Below are 13,371 nucleotides of genomic sequence, written 5' to 3' on the forward strand. Positions count from 1 at the left end.
CACGCATCCTAATAGAGATTTGTTATTTACTGACATCAATCTCGCTATCAATCGACACGATAAAATTGCACTGATAGGTAATAATGGTTCGGGTAAATCAACCCTTTTACAGATACTGGCAGGTATCACGATCCATAGTCCGGAAATAGTATTGCTGGATGAGCCTAGTAACCATTTGGATTCAGTCAGCAGAGGTATTCTTTATGATTATATCAAATCCACGACGGCCACAGTGGTGGTAGTGAGCCATGACAGGACGCTACTAAACCTGCTGAACACCGTTTATGAACTCAGCAAACGAGGCATAACGGTTTACGGCGGCAATTATGAGTTTTATGCAGAACAAAAAGCGGTCGAAAGCGAGGCCTTGAACCAGGATCTGAAAAGCAAGGAAAAAGCACTTCGAAAGGTTAAGGAAATAGAAAGGGAGTCGTTGGAGCGTCAGCAAAAGCTGGATGCCCGCGGTAAGAAAAAACAAGAAAAAGCGGGTCTCCCTACCATTTCCATGAATACTTTTAAAAACAATGCGGAGAAAAGCACCTCGCGAATAAAAGGTGTACACGCGGAAAAAGTGGGCGCCATTTCACAGGATCTGAGCCAACTTCGCGCCTCCATGTCGGACATGGACAAAATGAAGGTGAATCTTGATCATTCCGAGCTTCACAAAGGGAAAGTACTGGTAACGGCAAAGGACATCAATTTCGGCTACGATCATCAACTGCTCTGGAAAGATTCAATGAGTTTTCAGATCACCAGCGGCGAGCGTATCGCCATCAAGGGCCAGAATGGTTCGGGTAAAACGACCTTGATCAAAATGCTTTTGGGCAACCTGTTACCGCAATCGGGAACCATTGAAAGAGCGGATATGAAAGTCATTTATATTGACCAGGACTATTCGCTGATTGATAATAACCTGACAGTTTACGAGCAGGCGCAACATTACAATTCCGGTGCATTGCAGGAACATGAGGTTAAAATCCGTTTAAACAGGTTTTTGTTCACAAAGGAATATTGGGACAAACCTTGTATAGCGCTCAGTGGTGGTGAGAAAATGCGGATGATGCTTTGTTCACTGACGATTAGTAACCAGGCGCCGGACATGATCATCCTGGATGAGCCGACTAATAATCTGGACATTCAGAACATTGAAATACTCACCGCTGCGATCAGTGATTACCAGGGGACACTTTTGGTCGTTTCGCACGATGAATATTTTCTAAAACAGATCCATATGGTGCATTCGATCACTTTGCAGCCCCTACTGCATATTTAAAGCCCTTTTCATAAACCCACCCAAAAAACTGGCAACGAATGTAAGAATTACCGAACCATAGAGGCTGAAATTTTCGAGCTCGCGGCTGCCGCTTGTCTCGGGTTGAGTAGTAAATAAAAAGTAGCCGCTTAACACCAGGACACATTGCATCAGCGCGAGCAGCCAGCCTTTATGAGGTTCTACAAAACCAATCGCAATGGCGCAAAATACTGCTACCAGATAAGGAAGGTGAACGCTTTCGGCATCTTTAACTCCCAAAATAATCAGCACGCTTGTAAAAACGATCATGACCATACTAACTATCAATTTCTTATCAACAAATGGTGCTTTAACTTGTGAAGTTGCGTCCCGGTTTCCAGACTGTTCAATGAGTCGTTTTTCGGTTGCAAAATCCTCTTGCGCCTCAGTTTCCCGTCCCAGTTTCAGGTAAGCCTGGCCTCGCCACTGATACGACTGCGGGGAGGTTTCCTCGGCTTTAACAATCGCTTTGTTAAATTTTGAAAGCGCGGTCTCATAGTCATGGGTATCCATGTACAATTTACCAAACTCCAAATGCGCTTTGTAAGCCTCATCGTCCAGGCTCACTGCGGTTTGAATATCATCAAATGCCTCAGATACATTACCTCTCCCCTTTTGAGTTAAACCTCTGTACAAAAACGCAATGCAGGATTTAGGTCTGTTTTGTACTTTTTTGTCAAAATATGCATAAGCCTCATCGAACCGGCCGCTTTTGTACATTTCCACGCCCGGTGAAAATTCGGCCTCTTCTTTTTCCGATTTGCTGCGCAGATCGGCGTAATTTCTTAAATAATATATATATCCAAAAAACGTGGCAACAACGAGCAATTCTAGCATGAGGCTTTCTAAATATCGGTACTGATTTACAACCACTAAACTAGCCATTACTACCTGAAATTCCGCCCCGTTGGAAAAATCTCGGTCTGTACCTCTTTCCGCACTTGGGTGCGTTTGTTAATGGCCTGAGAAACGTATTCATCTTTCTCGTCAGCGCGCGAAAGGGTAAGTACATCAGGGTTTTCGTCTTCTATCGTCGTGAGCTTGCGCAGCATTACCGACAAATCGAAACAGCGCTGGACAATCACGTGAGTCACATCGCCTTCGCGTTGCAACTTTCCTTCGACCATCAGCAGACGGGACCGCAGTATTTCTTTGCGGTATTTTTCGAAAAGGCTTTCAAAAACAACAAGATTGGCATATCCTGTTTCATCCTCAATGGTAATGAAGCAAACGCCCCCTGCGGTTCCAGGCCGCTGCCTGACCAATACCAAACCAGCCACTTTCACCATTCTTGTGTTACCAATAAGTTCCAGACCATTGGTAGTCAATACATTCAACGATTTGAGTTTTTCTCTCACAAAACTGGCAGGATGTGCTTTTAAAGACAAAGAAGTTGACGCATAATCCTGCACCACATGCTCGGAAGCAGACATTTTGGGCAAATCCGCCTCCGCTTCCAATGCACTTTCAGACGGCTGTCCTTCAAACAAACCAATGGGCCTGTCGCTCAATGCTGACACTTCCCACAATGCCTGCCGCCGGTCCAAACCAATTGACCGGAATGCGTCGGCGTCGGCCAGCTTTTCCAAGGCAGTTTGTGAAACTCCTGCGTCCCTTAATGTGTGAATATTGGTAAATGGCTTTGTTCTGGCAGCCGTTAACAGTTGCATATCCTCTTCCCGCAGGCCTTTTATCTGCCTGAATCCCAGACGGATCGGGCAGTATTTATCGGCTTTTTGTTCCAGTAGGTTGTCCCAATTGGAGTAGTTAATATCTATCGGGCGAACCTCCACGTCATGATTTCTCGCATCAATGATAATCTGCGCTGGCTGGTAGAAACCCATCGGCATGCTATTCAGCAAAGCGGTGGCAAAAACATCCGGGTATACACATTTGAGATAACAGGAAACGTACACCAGCAATGCAAAGCTGGCGGCGTGGCTTTCCGGGAAACCGTAGCTCCCGAATCCTTCCAGTTGTTTGAAAATGCGCTGCGCAAATTCTTTGGTATATCCATTGGCTGTCATCCCTTCAGTTAGCTTTCGCTCAAATTTCTCAACCATTCCTTTGACCTTAAAAGTCGCCATGCTACGTCTCAATTCGTCGGCCTCGCTGGGTGTAAAACCTGCGGCTACAATAGCGATTTTCATTGCCTGCTCCTGAAAAAGCGGTACGCCCAGTGTTTTTCCCAAGATTTCTTTTAGTGCAGGGGATGGGTAATCGACATCTTCTTCTCCATTTCTTCTCCTCAAATAAGGATGTACCATATCCCCCTGAATAGGTCCCGGACGCACAATCGCCACTTCGATCACCAGATCATAAAAGCAGCGCGGTTTGAGCCTTGGCAACATAGACTGCTGTGCACGGCTCTCGATCTGGAAAACGCCGATGGTATCTGCCTTGCAGATCATATCATACACATCCTCTCTCTTCTGAGGGACATTAGCCAGCGTGTAATCTTTGTTATAATGTTTTTTGGCAAGATCAAATGCTTTTCGGATGCAGGTGAGCATACCCAAAGCAAGTACATCGATTTTAAGAAAACCCAATGTATCAATGTCGTCTTTGTTCCATTCAATGCAGGTACGGTTTTCCATTCTTGCATTCAGGATCGGGCATAGGTCGGAAAGTTTGCCCTGGGTGATTACAAAACCGCCGGTATGCTGCCCGAGCTGCCTGGGAAAACCCATAAACTGCTTGGTCAGGTCCAAAATTTTGAGCAAATGCGGATCATTGGGGTTAAAGCCCTCTTCTGCAACCCGTTTCCCCTCAAACCATTCATCCGTAAATTCCCAAATCGAATTGGAAAGTCTGCCAATCGCATCGACGGACATGCCCATTGCTTTGGCCACATCCCGGATTGCACCTCGCTGGTGTTGCTGGGTTACTGTTGCCACAATTCCGGCCCGGTCACGTCCGTACTTTTGATAAATATATTGGATCACTTCTTCCCGCCGCTCGTGCTCAAAATCCACATCAATATCCGGCGGCTCATTGCGCGCGGAAGAAATAAATCTTTCAAACAGCAGGTCAATTTCCAAAGGATCCACGGAGGTGATCCCCAAACAATAGCAAATAGTGGAGTTAGCCGCTGATCCCCTGCCCTGACAAAGGATTTTTTGTTCTCTGGCAAAACGAACAATGTCATAAACCGTCAGGAAATATGGTGCATACTCCATTTCCTCCACGAAAGTCATTTCATACTCAATAGCATCTTCGACCTTTTGAGGAATACATTCTCCAAATCTCTCCACAGCCCCTTTCCAGGCCAATTCTGCAAGTTCTATCAATGGTGGCCGGTTTCCACTGGTGATTTCTTCGGGATAAACGTATTTTAATTCATTCAAAGAAAACTGGCAGGCATCGGCAATTTCCTGCGTCCGGTGGACCGCATCAGGATAATTTCTGAACAGCCTCAGCATTTCTTCATTCTCTTTCAGATACCTCTCCCCATTCTGGTAAAGCCGGAAACCTGCATTATAAATGGTGCATTTTTCGCGGATGCATGTCAGAATATCCTGTAATTCCCGTCGGCCCGGGTGATGGTAATAAACGTCATTAGTAGCAACCATTGGGACATTCAATTGCTCCGCCAATTGCGAAATGCGATACAATCTCTTGGTATCATCGCCCTGGTACGAGCGTGCGGCGGCAATGTAAATGTCTTTTCCAAAAGCCCATTTGTACTCTTTTAATGCATTTTTAAAATCCTGGTTAAAGTCAAAATGTTCGTTCAATGCAGCTGGTGGTACTGCTATTAATTTCAGTCCCTTTGCATATTTATAAACATCCGCTTTATACAAATCACATTTCCCCTTTTCGGTTCGGAGATTACCTTCTGTTAACAATGCAGAAAGCTGTGAATAAGCCTGTTGCGTGGTTGGGTATGCTAATAAACTGGGGCCATCGAGCAAGTCCAACCGGCAGGCGGGAATGATTTGAATGTCTTTTCCTTTGGCTGCTGCGTAGCCTCGAACTATGCCTGCCAGCGTATTTCGGTCGGTGATCGCGATTTTTTTATAGCCATATTCCAAAGCTTGCGCGACCAGTTCCTCCGGGTGCGATCCGCCGCGGAGAAAGCTGAAATTTGTCGTTACCTGTAATTCTGTGTATTTCATAGTAATGTGGCAAGAGACTTGGCAAGTCTTCAAGACTTACCAAGTCTTATTAAGAAAAAAAACCATGAATAAACCATTTCGACTTGTTCTCGTCATAGTGCCCGAGCCTGAAAACCCAATAGCGCGCACCGCTTTGGTCTTCCAAGCAATAGTAATCCCGGTGCAAACCTTCTTCCAGCCACCATTCCCTTTCAATCCGCTCAGGACCATCCGCTTTTTTGGTATAATGGGTTTTCCCTTTATAACTAAATAACATCGGAGGATAATCAGGTATAGGCGCACTCACAATAACAGCCTCAGGCTCAGCCAGCAAGTAAACAGGTCTGGGACGGTCAGTCCGCCAGGAAGTTTGTGGTTTTTCCAGAACAGAGGCGGCCGGTTTCACAGATCGTTCGGGCCAGTGGTGCTCATCCGGCAGGTAGCGATGAATAATGCTCATTCCTGCCCTACCTGCCAGCCTGTCGAGCAGTTCCATTAAACTGACATTGTTGGTATCGCCTGTATTCCAGATTGTCTCCTGATGCGCAGCAAGATCCTCAGTAACAGGCGCTTCCAGTACAAATAATTCAATGCCCAATGCCGGTTCAATGGTCTGTATTTTTAACTCAAAAAGCCTGAATAAATGCGCTACATGACATGAACCGCGATTGGTGACGATATCAATCTGCTCTACTTTGCCATCGACCCGGTAACCTTTAAAAATGCCCGATCGCAGCCCCTTACCTTCCTGCGCCAAGCGTGCACAAAGCGTTTCCAAAAGCCGCTGCAAGGCAATTTGAATGCCGGTAGCAGTTACAATCGGCTCCATACAAGGCAGCCGCTCCTGATAAGGCACGGCAGGCTGAACCGGCTGAATAACCTCGATTGCAACGCCAGAAGCCTGATCAATACGGTCCAGCAACACCTGACCAAAGCGCCTCCTTAACACAGATCGCGGCATGTTGATAAAATTGCGGATCTGGTAAAACCCTAGCTTTTGCATACGCTCCAATATGGTAGGTTCCAGCCTCAACGCAGCGGGAGATAATGACAGCAATGCTTGAAGCTGATCACCTGTTCCAATAATTGGTTTCCCTTGTCCATATCGAGATACAGCCCAGGAGGCCCCAATGGTATCTGCAATGGCAGCGCTGACATCATAGCCCGCGCTTCTTAATTTGATAACAATTTCTTTGAGATAGGCACGCTCATCTCCCCACAAATGCGCACAACCGGTAATGTCAAGGATCAGGCCATCGGGCGGATCCACCGCGGCAATGGGTGTGTAACGTATACACCACTCCGCCAGGCTGTTCAACAATTCTTCCGCTAAACCAGGCTTGTGATCGATCACTTCCAATGTTGGATAAATTGCTTTTGCGTCAGCTACCACCATTCCTATCTCAATATCACTGGCAATGGCCTGAGCGCTGGCCGCCTTCACCACCATGCGTCCGCGTTCAGGCGTAGCAAGCACAAACTGAGCGCCTTTCAGCTCCGGCCGCTCAATCACAGCCTGGTCAGTAACCAGATGTCGGAACCATATAGTGGCGAAGCGTTGCTGCATGGCATATCTTACATTTTAATACATTAACTAGTTGATTTAAAGAATATTAAGTAAAAGTGATATTTTAAATATCAATAAATTGTTCGCAATGATATCAATTTACTTGTGTAAGTGCAAGGTTTTTTCTTACTTTGTTTTCAAGACAGAAACCAAACTTTACACACCTAAATAAATGACCATGACGACAAGACAAGAACCTTCGCTTTTTGAGAAAATAAGAAAAGCAGATGAGGAAGGAAATGAATTTTGGAGTGCCCGCGAACTGGCAAAAGTGCTGGAATATACGGAGTACAGATACTTCAAAGCAGTTATCGAAAGAGCCAAGGAAGCATGCAAAAACAGCGAACAGAGCGTCTCAGATCATTTCGGGGATATGCACGATATGATCGAACTTGGAAAAGGGGCTAAACGTAAAAGTGAAAATGTGAAGCTATCCCGTTATGCGTGCTATCTGATTGTTCAGAACGCTGATCCCGCAAAAGAAGTAGTAGCACTGGGCCAAACTTATTTCGCCGTACAAACCCGTTTGCAGGAGATAAGGCAAATGGAGGAATACAAAAATCTGCCCGGCGAAAATGAAAAACGAGTCTTTCTGCGTAGTGAGGTTGCACGGCACAATTTGCTGCTAGCTGACTCTGCCCGCATTGCCGGCGTTGTCGAACCGATCGATTATGCTGTTTTTCAAAATCACGGCTATATGGGTTTATACGGAGGACTGGACGCAAAGGCTATACACGAAAGGAAGGAGCTCAAAAAAAGCCAGCATATTCTGGATCACATGGGCAGCTCCGAATTAGCCGCTAACCTTTTCCGTACAACACAAACCGATGATAAGCTGAGACGGGAAAATATCACAGGAAAGCAGAAAGCTAACAAAACGCATTTCGAAGTTGGTCAAAAAGTTCGCCAAACGATTCAGGAATTGGGTGGGACAATGCCGGAAAATTTACCTAGTGCCGAGAGCATTAAAAGGTTGGCAAAAGAAAATGATCCAAAACCTATTAGAAAGAGGTAAAAGAAACGTGAGATGGAACAGTTTAAGTTATTTGATGATACGGAGCATTTGCTGCTTCCCGAGCATTTGATGGAATATAATGCCGGTTTCTTTGACAAAAAGGAAAGTGATCATTATCTGAACACTTTTCTGGAAACCATTACCTGGCAGCAAACCAAGCTAATGATGTACGACAAGGAAGTGGTGACGCCAAGGCTATGTGCATGGTTTGGGGACCCGCCGATCAGGAAGGATGATCGGCGGGTTCCGACACCATGGACTGATGAACTCTGGGCCATTAAAACCAAAGTGGAGGCTCATACCGGAATGACTTTCAATGGCGTGCTGCTCAATTACTACCGTGACGGAAATGACTCCGTAGCCTGGCATAGTGATAAAGACACGATACCTGGCCTTAAAACGGAAATAGCCTCGGTCAGTTTTGGGCAGGCCAGGAATTTTGATTTCAGGAACAAGGAAAATCACAGGCAACAGCATTCACTTGAATTGGGAAATGGCTCACTACTTTTAATGAAAGGTGATTTGCAAAAATATTGGGAACATAGAATTGCTAAGTCCATGAAAACCATGAAAGCGAGAATTAATCTCACATTCAGAAAGGTTTTGTACTGAAGCTACTTCTCGAATGCAAGATGCCGGTTCAAAAATGGCAGCATGTTATCCTCGACACGCCCATGTTCGATCCAGTTCTTGTCATAAGCTCCGCCGTTGTATTCTTCGGCAATATGTTCAATGCCCAGGTTGTCCAGTTTACGGGTAAAGGCCTGGTTGGAATAAACGTGGCTCTGTGTGGGATCGTAGCGTCCCCAATCAAACGCAATGCCATGCATTTTTCGCAGGTTATCGCCGTTTTCTTTGAGTAGTTCGTCCAGATAAAATCGCGATTGCAACAAGGCAACTTTATCTGGCTTTGTTACCGGTTTGCCATTTTCCATTTCTACCACAAAATCGCAGTAAAAAGGCGGACGGTCTGGATTGGGAAGATACGCCTGGGCCATTGCCACAAAACCGGGAGCATAAAAGTCACCCCCAAGGTCTGAAAAAGCCTTCGCCTGATGAAGCCTTGGCCAGTCCACCACACCCGACATAGGCCTCAACCCGGAACCCGTTCCAACCGGATGAAGCGCATATACTACGCTGAAAAGATCCGGATAGAGCATTGCAAATTTAATCGCGCCATATCCGCCCGTAAAATCGCCGGTGAGTCCACGGCTATCGCGATGACGTATGGTACGAAAATGACCGTCAATGTATGGGAGAAGCTCCTTTATGGTAAAATCCAGCCAACGCCCACTGGTTGACGAATTTTCATACCAGCTTCCGAGTGTCGGCGAACTGTAATTGGCCGCAACCAGGATAAATTCCCCAATTACGCCATTGGCGATGGCACGGTCGATGATGGGCTGAACATCGTTGCCCTCAGCAAACAAACGCTCATTGCTATACCCGAGGCTATGAAAATAATATACTACGGGATAAGACTTTTTATTTTCGTCATAACCACGTGGTAGATAAACAGATATGCTCCTTTTCGGATCGATCCCCACGCGGTTTTCAACCAGAATGGTTGAGGTAAGATATTCGGTTACCAGTTTTCCTTTTCGCAAATCCTGTGCAGCGACATCGCTTCCCTCCCAGGAGATCAAAAAGGGTATCAGAAGTAAAAGGGTGATTGTTTTCATAAGGAGCGTGATTCTGTGAATAAATCATTACTCATCCAAAGTAGCAACCCGCACACAAAGCATAAAATATTTTTGACCACCGTCGGTTTTGGATATACGTAATGCAGTTTCTGGCTGTCTTTTATCAGCCTCAGTCTTATCTTTGGCATTACATTTCAAAAATCTCATGGCAAAATCATTAGCAGATTTAGAAAAAATTGTAGAGAAATTAGCTGCAATAATCGAGGCACCTGCCTCACTCCTACCTACATACGGGCGCTCGCTCGATGGCGCTCACCCACATGTAGAAGCGGACCTCGCAGGCATGTGGCATTACGTGATCGTGGAAAGAGGTCAGGAACTCGAACGCAAAACAACTGGCGACCTCGATGACCTGCTCTACTGGATTTTTGCCAATGTCACATTCTCCATGGCCGTGAAGTACGAAGGCAAAACCCGGGTGAGCGGACAGGATTTCAGGAGGATCATGTTTCAGAAACAGGAAGAACTATTGGGCGAGCTGAATGAAAATTGGCAACGCAGAGAGGAACAGGAGCATCGGTTGATTTTGGGGAAACATCCGTTTGATGACCAAAACTAGCTAACAAACGCCAAACTGCTATTTTAGTAGCTGTTTAAATAGCCATTCGTCCTCTAAAACTCCCCACTTGATAATCGGTTTCCTAAAATCTCAGTATTATCTCAAATAATTGCTTTTGTGCATAAAGAAAAAACAAAATTTTGCTCAAAATATTAAGTTATAACTTAACTTTATGCCCAAGTTTACTATCCAAAGATCTGAGAAGGTTGGTAACACCAGAATCAGGTTGTTCAAACTAATAACCAACCAAGTTTGCCCGATCGACGAATTTGAAAAGGTTATTGAGTACGAAGGGGCATTCGCTCACGAGATTGACAAAATTTATGCGATTCTCGAATGTGTGTGTAACCTAACAATGTTACCCAAAACGATGTATCGCGTATTGCAGCTGGGGGATTTGCCATTTCAAGTATACGAGGCCAAGAGCTCCAGTCTTCGCTTTTACCTGATTAAACTAGAAAAAACAGGTAAGGTGATTATGATGGGTGGAAGAAAAAGCACGCAAAATGCAGATTTGAAGCAAATAACCAGATTAGCTAAAGAAATTTATTCGCATGGTATTCCAGAAACCAAAATCTGAACAGCTATGAAAACAAGAGAAGATTTGTTAAAAAGCCCTACATACTGGCTCACCAAAGTTCAGATCGAGGTTTTTGGCTTGCTAAATACTTATATGGAGGAAAATAATCTGACTCAAAAACAAGTAGCCGAAAAGCTCAGTGTGTCGCCCTCCTACGTTTCCCAAATTCTTAATGGGAATTTCAATTTTACGATTTCAAAACTGGTTGAACTGGCTGTGCTTGTAGGGAAAGTGCCAGTGTTGCAATTTGAATCTGTTGAAAATTTGTTAAAAACGGAATTGGCTCAGCAAGCAGATTTGAAACCTGCCGTTAAGGCAAGAAGAATTTCCGGGTCGGGGAAGATAGCAGTTTGAACATGGCAAAATCATTAGCTGAGTTAGAAAAAATCGTAGAGAAATTAGCTGCAATAATCGAGGCACCTGCCTCACTCCTACCTACATACGAGCGCTCGCTCGACGGCGCTCACCCACATGTAGAAGCGGACCTCGCAGGCATGTGGCATTACGTGATCGTGGAAAGAGGTCAGGAACTCGAACGCAAAGCAACCGGCGACCTGGACGACCTGCTCTACTGGATTTTTGCCAATGTCACATTCTCCATGGCTGTGAAGTACGAAGGCAAAACCCGGGTGAGCGGACAGGATTTCAGGAGGATCATGTTTCAGAAACAGGAAGAACTACTGGGCAAGCTGAATGAAAATTGGCAACGCAGAGAGGTGGAAGAACATCGGTTGATTTTGGAAAAGCATCCGTTTGATGACAAACAATTTTAAAACGTGCTCATGACCAATTCAATCCATTAATTCGCTTCTGCAATATCTCTAGTTCTCCAATAAGTTCTCTAAATGTGAGCGTATCTCCGTAAATCATATTCTCGCGCATTTGCCGGTAATCGGCCTCCCATGAAGGTAGCAAGTGTTTTGGCGGAACAAATGCAATGTTGTCTGGCCGATGGTTATCATAATTCACATCGGCCAGTGCCGTGAATTTCCTGCGGTGATCAACAATGTTCTGATATAAAACAGCATCCGACAATGCTTTATCAGCGAATGGCGACCGGTTTAGCTTTTCAATATCGTACAAATGCCGGCTCAGATGGTCAACTCGTATTTTTTCGGGTGATTTCTGAAATTCCTCATGCAATAAGAAAATCTTTTCTAGAAATGTCCGCTCCGGGTTTGCAATCGGAATAGATATAGGCTTGTCAGCAAATGGTCTTTCACGAAAATTTTCGGCGATCAGCGTTGAAAAGATCCTCTGCGTGACCGGCTCTTTCAGGGAACGACAGCCAACTTCCACCAGCACACCGGGTTTTATGTAGGTTTCCTTTTCAGTGAGTTTGGGGTAATAAATTTCAATAATAATCGGATCCTGATCAGACTCCGTAGTTTTCCGAAAGTCAACAGCAACTCCCGCGAACCCCGCGTTCTCAAATTTACTTCCTAGCTCCTCAATGAAAGTTGTCGTCAAAAAGCCGAAGGACGCTTTTCGTAACTTATTGATTTTTGTCCTGTTTAACACACCAGCAAATCCCAGATGTTCCCTGTCGATGGCCAGATCAATATCCTCAGAAAACCGTTGGATTAGCCCGAAACCTTTGCTTAGTGATGTCCCGCCTTTGAAGATCAAAGCAGGCGCGCATTCCATTGAAAAAATAAGAGCCAGCGTATGCACTACCCACCAATCCTTCTCAACAGCTACGCCGGGTAACCCCATTTGTCGCCCCGTTTCATTGAATATGCTCAGACGGGTTGCATCTGGCAATTGAAGCCATGCTTGTAAACTCTTTAAATCAATCATGTGTGTGTAAACATAAAATGTGTGTTATATTAAAGTGACGGTCGCATCAGCTGACGGATCCATTCGGGAGCCAGCTTAATGTCGTGCTGCAATTGATAAGGCTTTTCGTGTGCAAGCCTCTCTCTTATGACGCGCATTTCGTTTTCGGTCACATTATTTTTTCCGATCGTCCGCAATGCCTGAATGACCAGCTTGCTTATTTCACCGATCGCTGAAACATTTCGTGTGCTGGCCTTTTTGAAAGTAATGGTTTGTTTACCGACCTTCACCTGCCGGGAGGACGAATCTGTGTAGTATACGATATTCATTGGCATCTGGCTGGTCAGCCCTAATTTGTACAGCGCAAAGCTTCCTGTTGGTACTGCTCGCGCCTTGTCGCGTTTGGCCATTGCTTCCGCGATTTCCTCTATTCCTGGTAGTACAATGCCCATTGCTTCATCTTCGACCGGCCGCACGTACATACCCTTGGCCACCCGATGGAGCTCACCGATTTGAGTCAGCCTTTCTAATACTTTTGATATGGTTTTTGCATTCGAGATATCCAAAAAACTATCCACACCGTGCAACGTACCCCTCCGGGAACGCTTCATTCTTTCAATTATTTGATCATCAGCACTTTCCATACAAATATTAGTATACGTTTTGTCGCAAATATAGCGAATATTTGCGACAAAACGTATATAGGTTAAATTTCTAATGTGTGACGAATTGCACGAGAATCATCAGCAATGCCTCACAAAAAAGCCAGGCAATCAATCA

The 13,371-nt window shown here is 45.2% G+C and carries 13 protein-coding genes; 7 read left to right on the forward strand and 6 right to left on the reverse strand.

The features are described 5' to 3' along the window. The coding region (locus tag ABIO93_RS02635; protein ID WP_348064119.1) for an ATP-binding cassette domain-containing protein at positions 1 to 1,273 on the forward strand (1,273 nt) is incomplete at its 5' end. On the opposite strand, the gene ABIO93_RS02640 is transcribed toward ABIO93_RS02635, so the two are convergent. Genes ABIO93_RS02640 through ABIO93_RS02650 form a run of 3 tightly spaced genes read right to left on the reverse strand, consistent with a single transcriptional unit; the run spans position 1,259 to position 6,955 of the window. Then, entirely contained in the window at positions 1,259 to 2,128 is an 870-nt protein-coding gene (locus ABIO93_RS02640) for a hypothetical protein (RefSeq protein ID WP_348064121.1), read from the reverse strand. The genes ABIO93_RS02635 and ABIO93_RS02640 overlap by 15 nt on opposite strands. Positions 2,129 to 2,178: 50 nt before the next feature. Continuing rightward, entirely contained in the window at positions 2,179 to 5,409 is a 3,231-nt protein-coding gene (locus ABIO93_RS02645) for an error-prone DNA polymerase (protein WP_348064123.1), read from the reverse strand. Between the two features lie 49 nt (positions 5,410 to 5,458). Next, the gene (locus ABIO93_RS02650) at positions 5,459 to 6,955 is read right to left on the reverse strand and encodes a DNA polymerase Y family protein (protein WP_348064125.1); all 1,497 of its coding nucleotides are present in this window, start codon (positions 6,953 to 6,955) and stop codon (positions 5,459 to 5,461) included. A gap of 178 nt (positions 6,956 to 7,133) precedes the next feature. Here ABIO93_RS02650 and dinD point away from each other — a divergent pair, with 178 nt between their 5' ends. Then, on the forward strand, positions 7,134 to 7,970 hold the full coding sequence (dinD, locus tag ABIO93_RS02655) for a DNA damage-inducible protein D (RefSeq protein WP_348064127.1): 837 nt from the start codon (positions 7,134 to 7,136) through the stop codon (positions 7,968 to 7,970). Positions 7,971 to 7,982: 12 nt separating this feature from the next. Continuing rightward, a complete protein-coding gene (locus tag ABIO93_RS02660) occupies positions 7,983 to 8,582 on the forward strand; it encodes an alpha-ketoglutarate-dependent dioxygenase AlkB (RefSeq protein WP_348064129.1) in 600 nt (199 codons plus the stop codon). 2 nt (positions 8,583 to 8,584) lie between these two features. Here ABIO93_RS02660 and ABIO93_RS02665 read toward each other — a convergent pair whose 3' ends face one another. Continuing rightward, positions 8,585 to 9,652, reverse strand: a complete 1,068-nt coding sequence (locus ABIO93_RS02665; protein ID WP_348064132.1) for an alpha/beta hydrolase-fold protein — start codon at positions 9,650 to 9,652, stop codon at positions 8,585 to 8,587. A 166-nt stretch (positions 9,653 to 9,818) separates the two neighbouring features. Between ABIO93_RS02665 and ABIO93_RS02670 the strand changes: the two genes are divergently transcribed. The 4 genes from ABIO93_RS02670 (at position 9,819) to ABIO93_RS02685 (ending at position 11,585) form a co-directional block, all read left to right on the forward strand. Next, a complete protein-coding gene (locus ABIO93_RS02670) occupies positions 9,819 to 10,232 on the forward strand; it encodes an Imm63 family immunity protein (RefSeq protein ID WP_348064135.1) in 414 nt (137 codons plus the stop codon). A gap of 172 nt (positions 10,233 to 10,404) precedes the next feature. After that, positions 10,405 to 10,812, forward strand: a complete 408-nt coding sequence (locus tag ABIO93_RS02675) for a hypothetical protein (protein ID WP_348064138.1) — start codon at positions 10,405 to 10,407, stop codon at positions 10,810 to 10,812. Between the two features lie 6 nt (positions 10,813 to 10,818). Then, positions 10,819 to 11,166, forward strand: a complete 348-nt coding sequence (locus ABIO93_RS02680) for a helix-turn-helix transcriptional regulator (protein ID WP_348064140.1) — start codon at positions 10,819 to 10,821, stop codon at positions 11,164 to 11,166. Positions 11,167 to 11,168: 2 nt separating this feature from the next. Beyond that, a complete protein-coding gene (locus tag ABIO93_RS02685) occupies positions 11,169 to 11,585 on the forward strand; it encodes an Imm63 family immunity protein (RefSeq protein ID WP_348064143.1) in 417 nt (138 codons plus the stop codon). Positions 11,586 to 11,592: 7 nt separating this feature from the next. Here the strand turns inward: ABIO93_RS02685 and ABIO93_RS02690 are convergent, their stop codons facing one another. Further along, positions 11,593 to 12,612, reverse strand: a complete 1,020-nt coding sequence (locus ABIO93_RS02690; RefSeq protein ID WP_348064146.1) for a nucleotidyl transferase AbiEii/AbiGii toxin family protein — start codon at positions 12,610 to 12,612, stop codon at positions 11,593 to 11,595. A 29-nt stretch (positions 12,613 to 12,641) separates the two neighbouring features. Further along, positions 12,642 to 13,235, reverse strand: a complete 594-nt coding sequence (locus tag ABIO93_RS02695; protein ID WP_348064150.1) for a DUF6088 family protein — start codon at positions 13,233 to 13,235, stop codon at positions 12,642 to 12,644. Between the last annotated feature and the right edge of the window lie 136 nt (positions 13,236 to 13,371).

The organism is Dyadobacter sp., from assembly GCF_039919315.1.
GTDB lineage: Bacteria > Bacteroidota > Bacteroidia > Cytophagales > Spirosomataceae > Dyadobacter.

Bases quoted from the DNA above. Each gene is read 5' to 3' on its own strand.
- ABIO93_RS02650 (WP_348064125.1), bottom strand. From the start codon at position 6,955: ATGCAGCAACGCTTCGCCACTATATGGTTCCGACATCTGGTTACTGAC.
- ABIO93_RS02690 (WP_348064146.1), bottom strand. From the start codon at position 12,612: ATGATTGATTTAAAGAGTTTACAAGCATGGCTTCAATTGCCAGATGCA.
- ABIO93_RS02670 (WP_348064135.1), top strand. From the start codon at position 9,819: ATGGCAAAATCATTAGCAGATTTAGAAAAAATTGTAGAGAAATTAGCT.
- dinD (WP_348064127.1), top strand. From the start codon at position 7,134: ATGACGACAAGACAAGAACCTTCGCTTTTTGAGAAAATAAGAAAAGCA.
- ABIO93_RS02660 (WP_348064129.1), top strand. From the start codon at position 7,983: ATGGAACAGTTTAAGTTATTTGATGATACGGAGCATTTGCTGCTTCCC.
- ABIO93_RS02640 (WP_348064121.1), bottom strand. From the start codon at position 2,128: ATGCTAGAATTGCTCGTTGTTGCCACGTTTTTTGGATATATATATTAT.
- ABIO93_RS02680 (WP_348064140.1), top strand. From the start codon at position 10,819: ATGAAAACAAGAGAAGATTTGTTAAAAAGCCCTACATACTGGCTCACC.
- ABIO93_RS02645 (WP_348064123.1), bottom strand. From the start codon at position 5,409: ATGAAATACACAGAATTACAGGTAACGACAAATTTCAGCTTTCTCCGC.
- ABIO93_RS02695 (WP_348064150.1), bottom strand. From the start codon at position 13,235: ATGGAAAGTGCTGATGATCAAATAATTGAAAGAATGAAGCGTTCCCGG.
- ABIO93_RS02685 (WP_348064143.1), top strand. From the start codon at position 11,169: ATGGCAAAATCATTAGCTGAGTTAGAAAAAATCGTAGAGAAATTAGCT.
- ABIO93_RS02665 (WP_348064132.1), bottom strand. From the start codon at position 9,652: ATGAAAACAATCACCCTTTTACTTCTGATACCCTTTTTGATCTCCTGG.
- ABIO93_RS02675 (WP_348064138.1), top strand. From the start codon at position 10,405: ATGCCCAAGTTTACTATCCAAAGATCTGAGAAGGTTGGTAACACCAGA.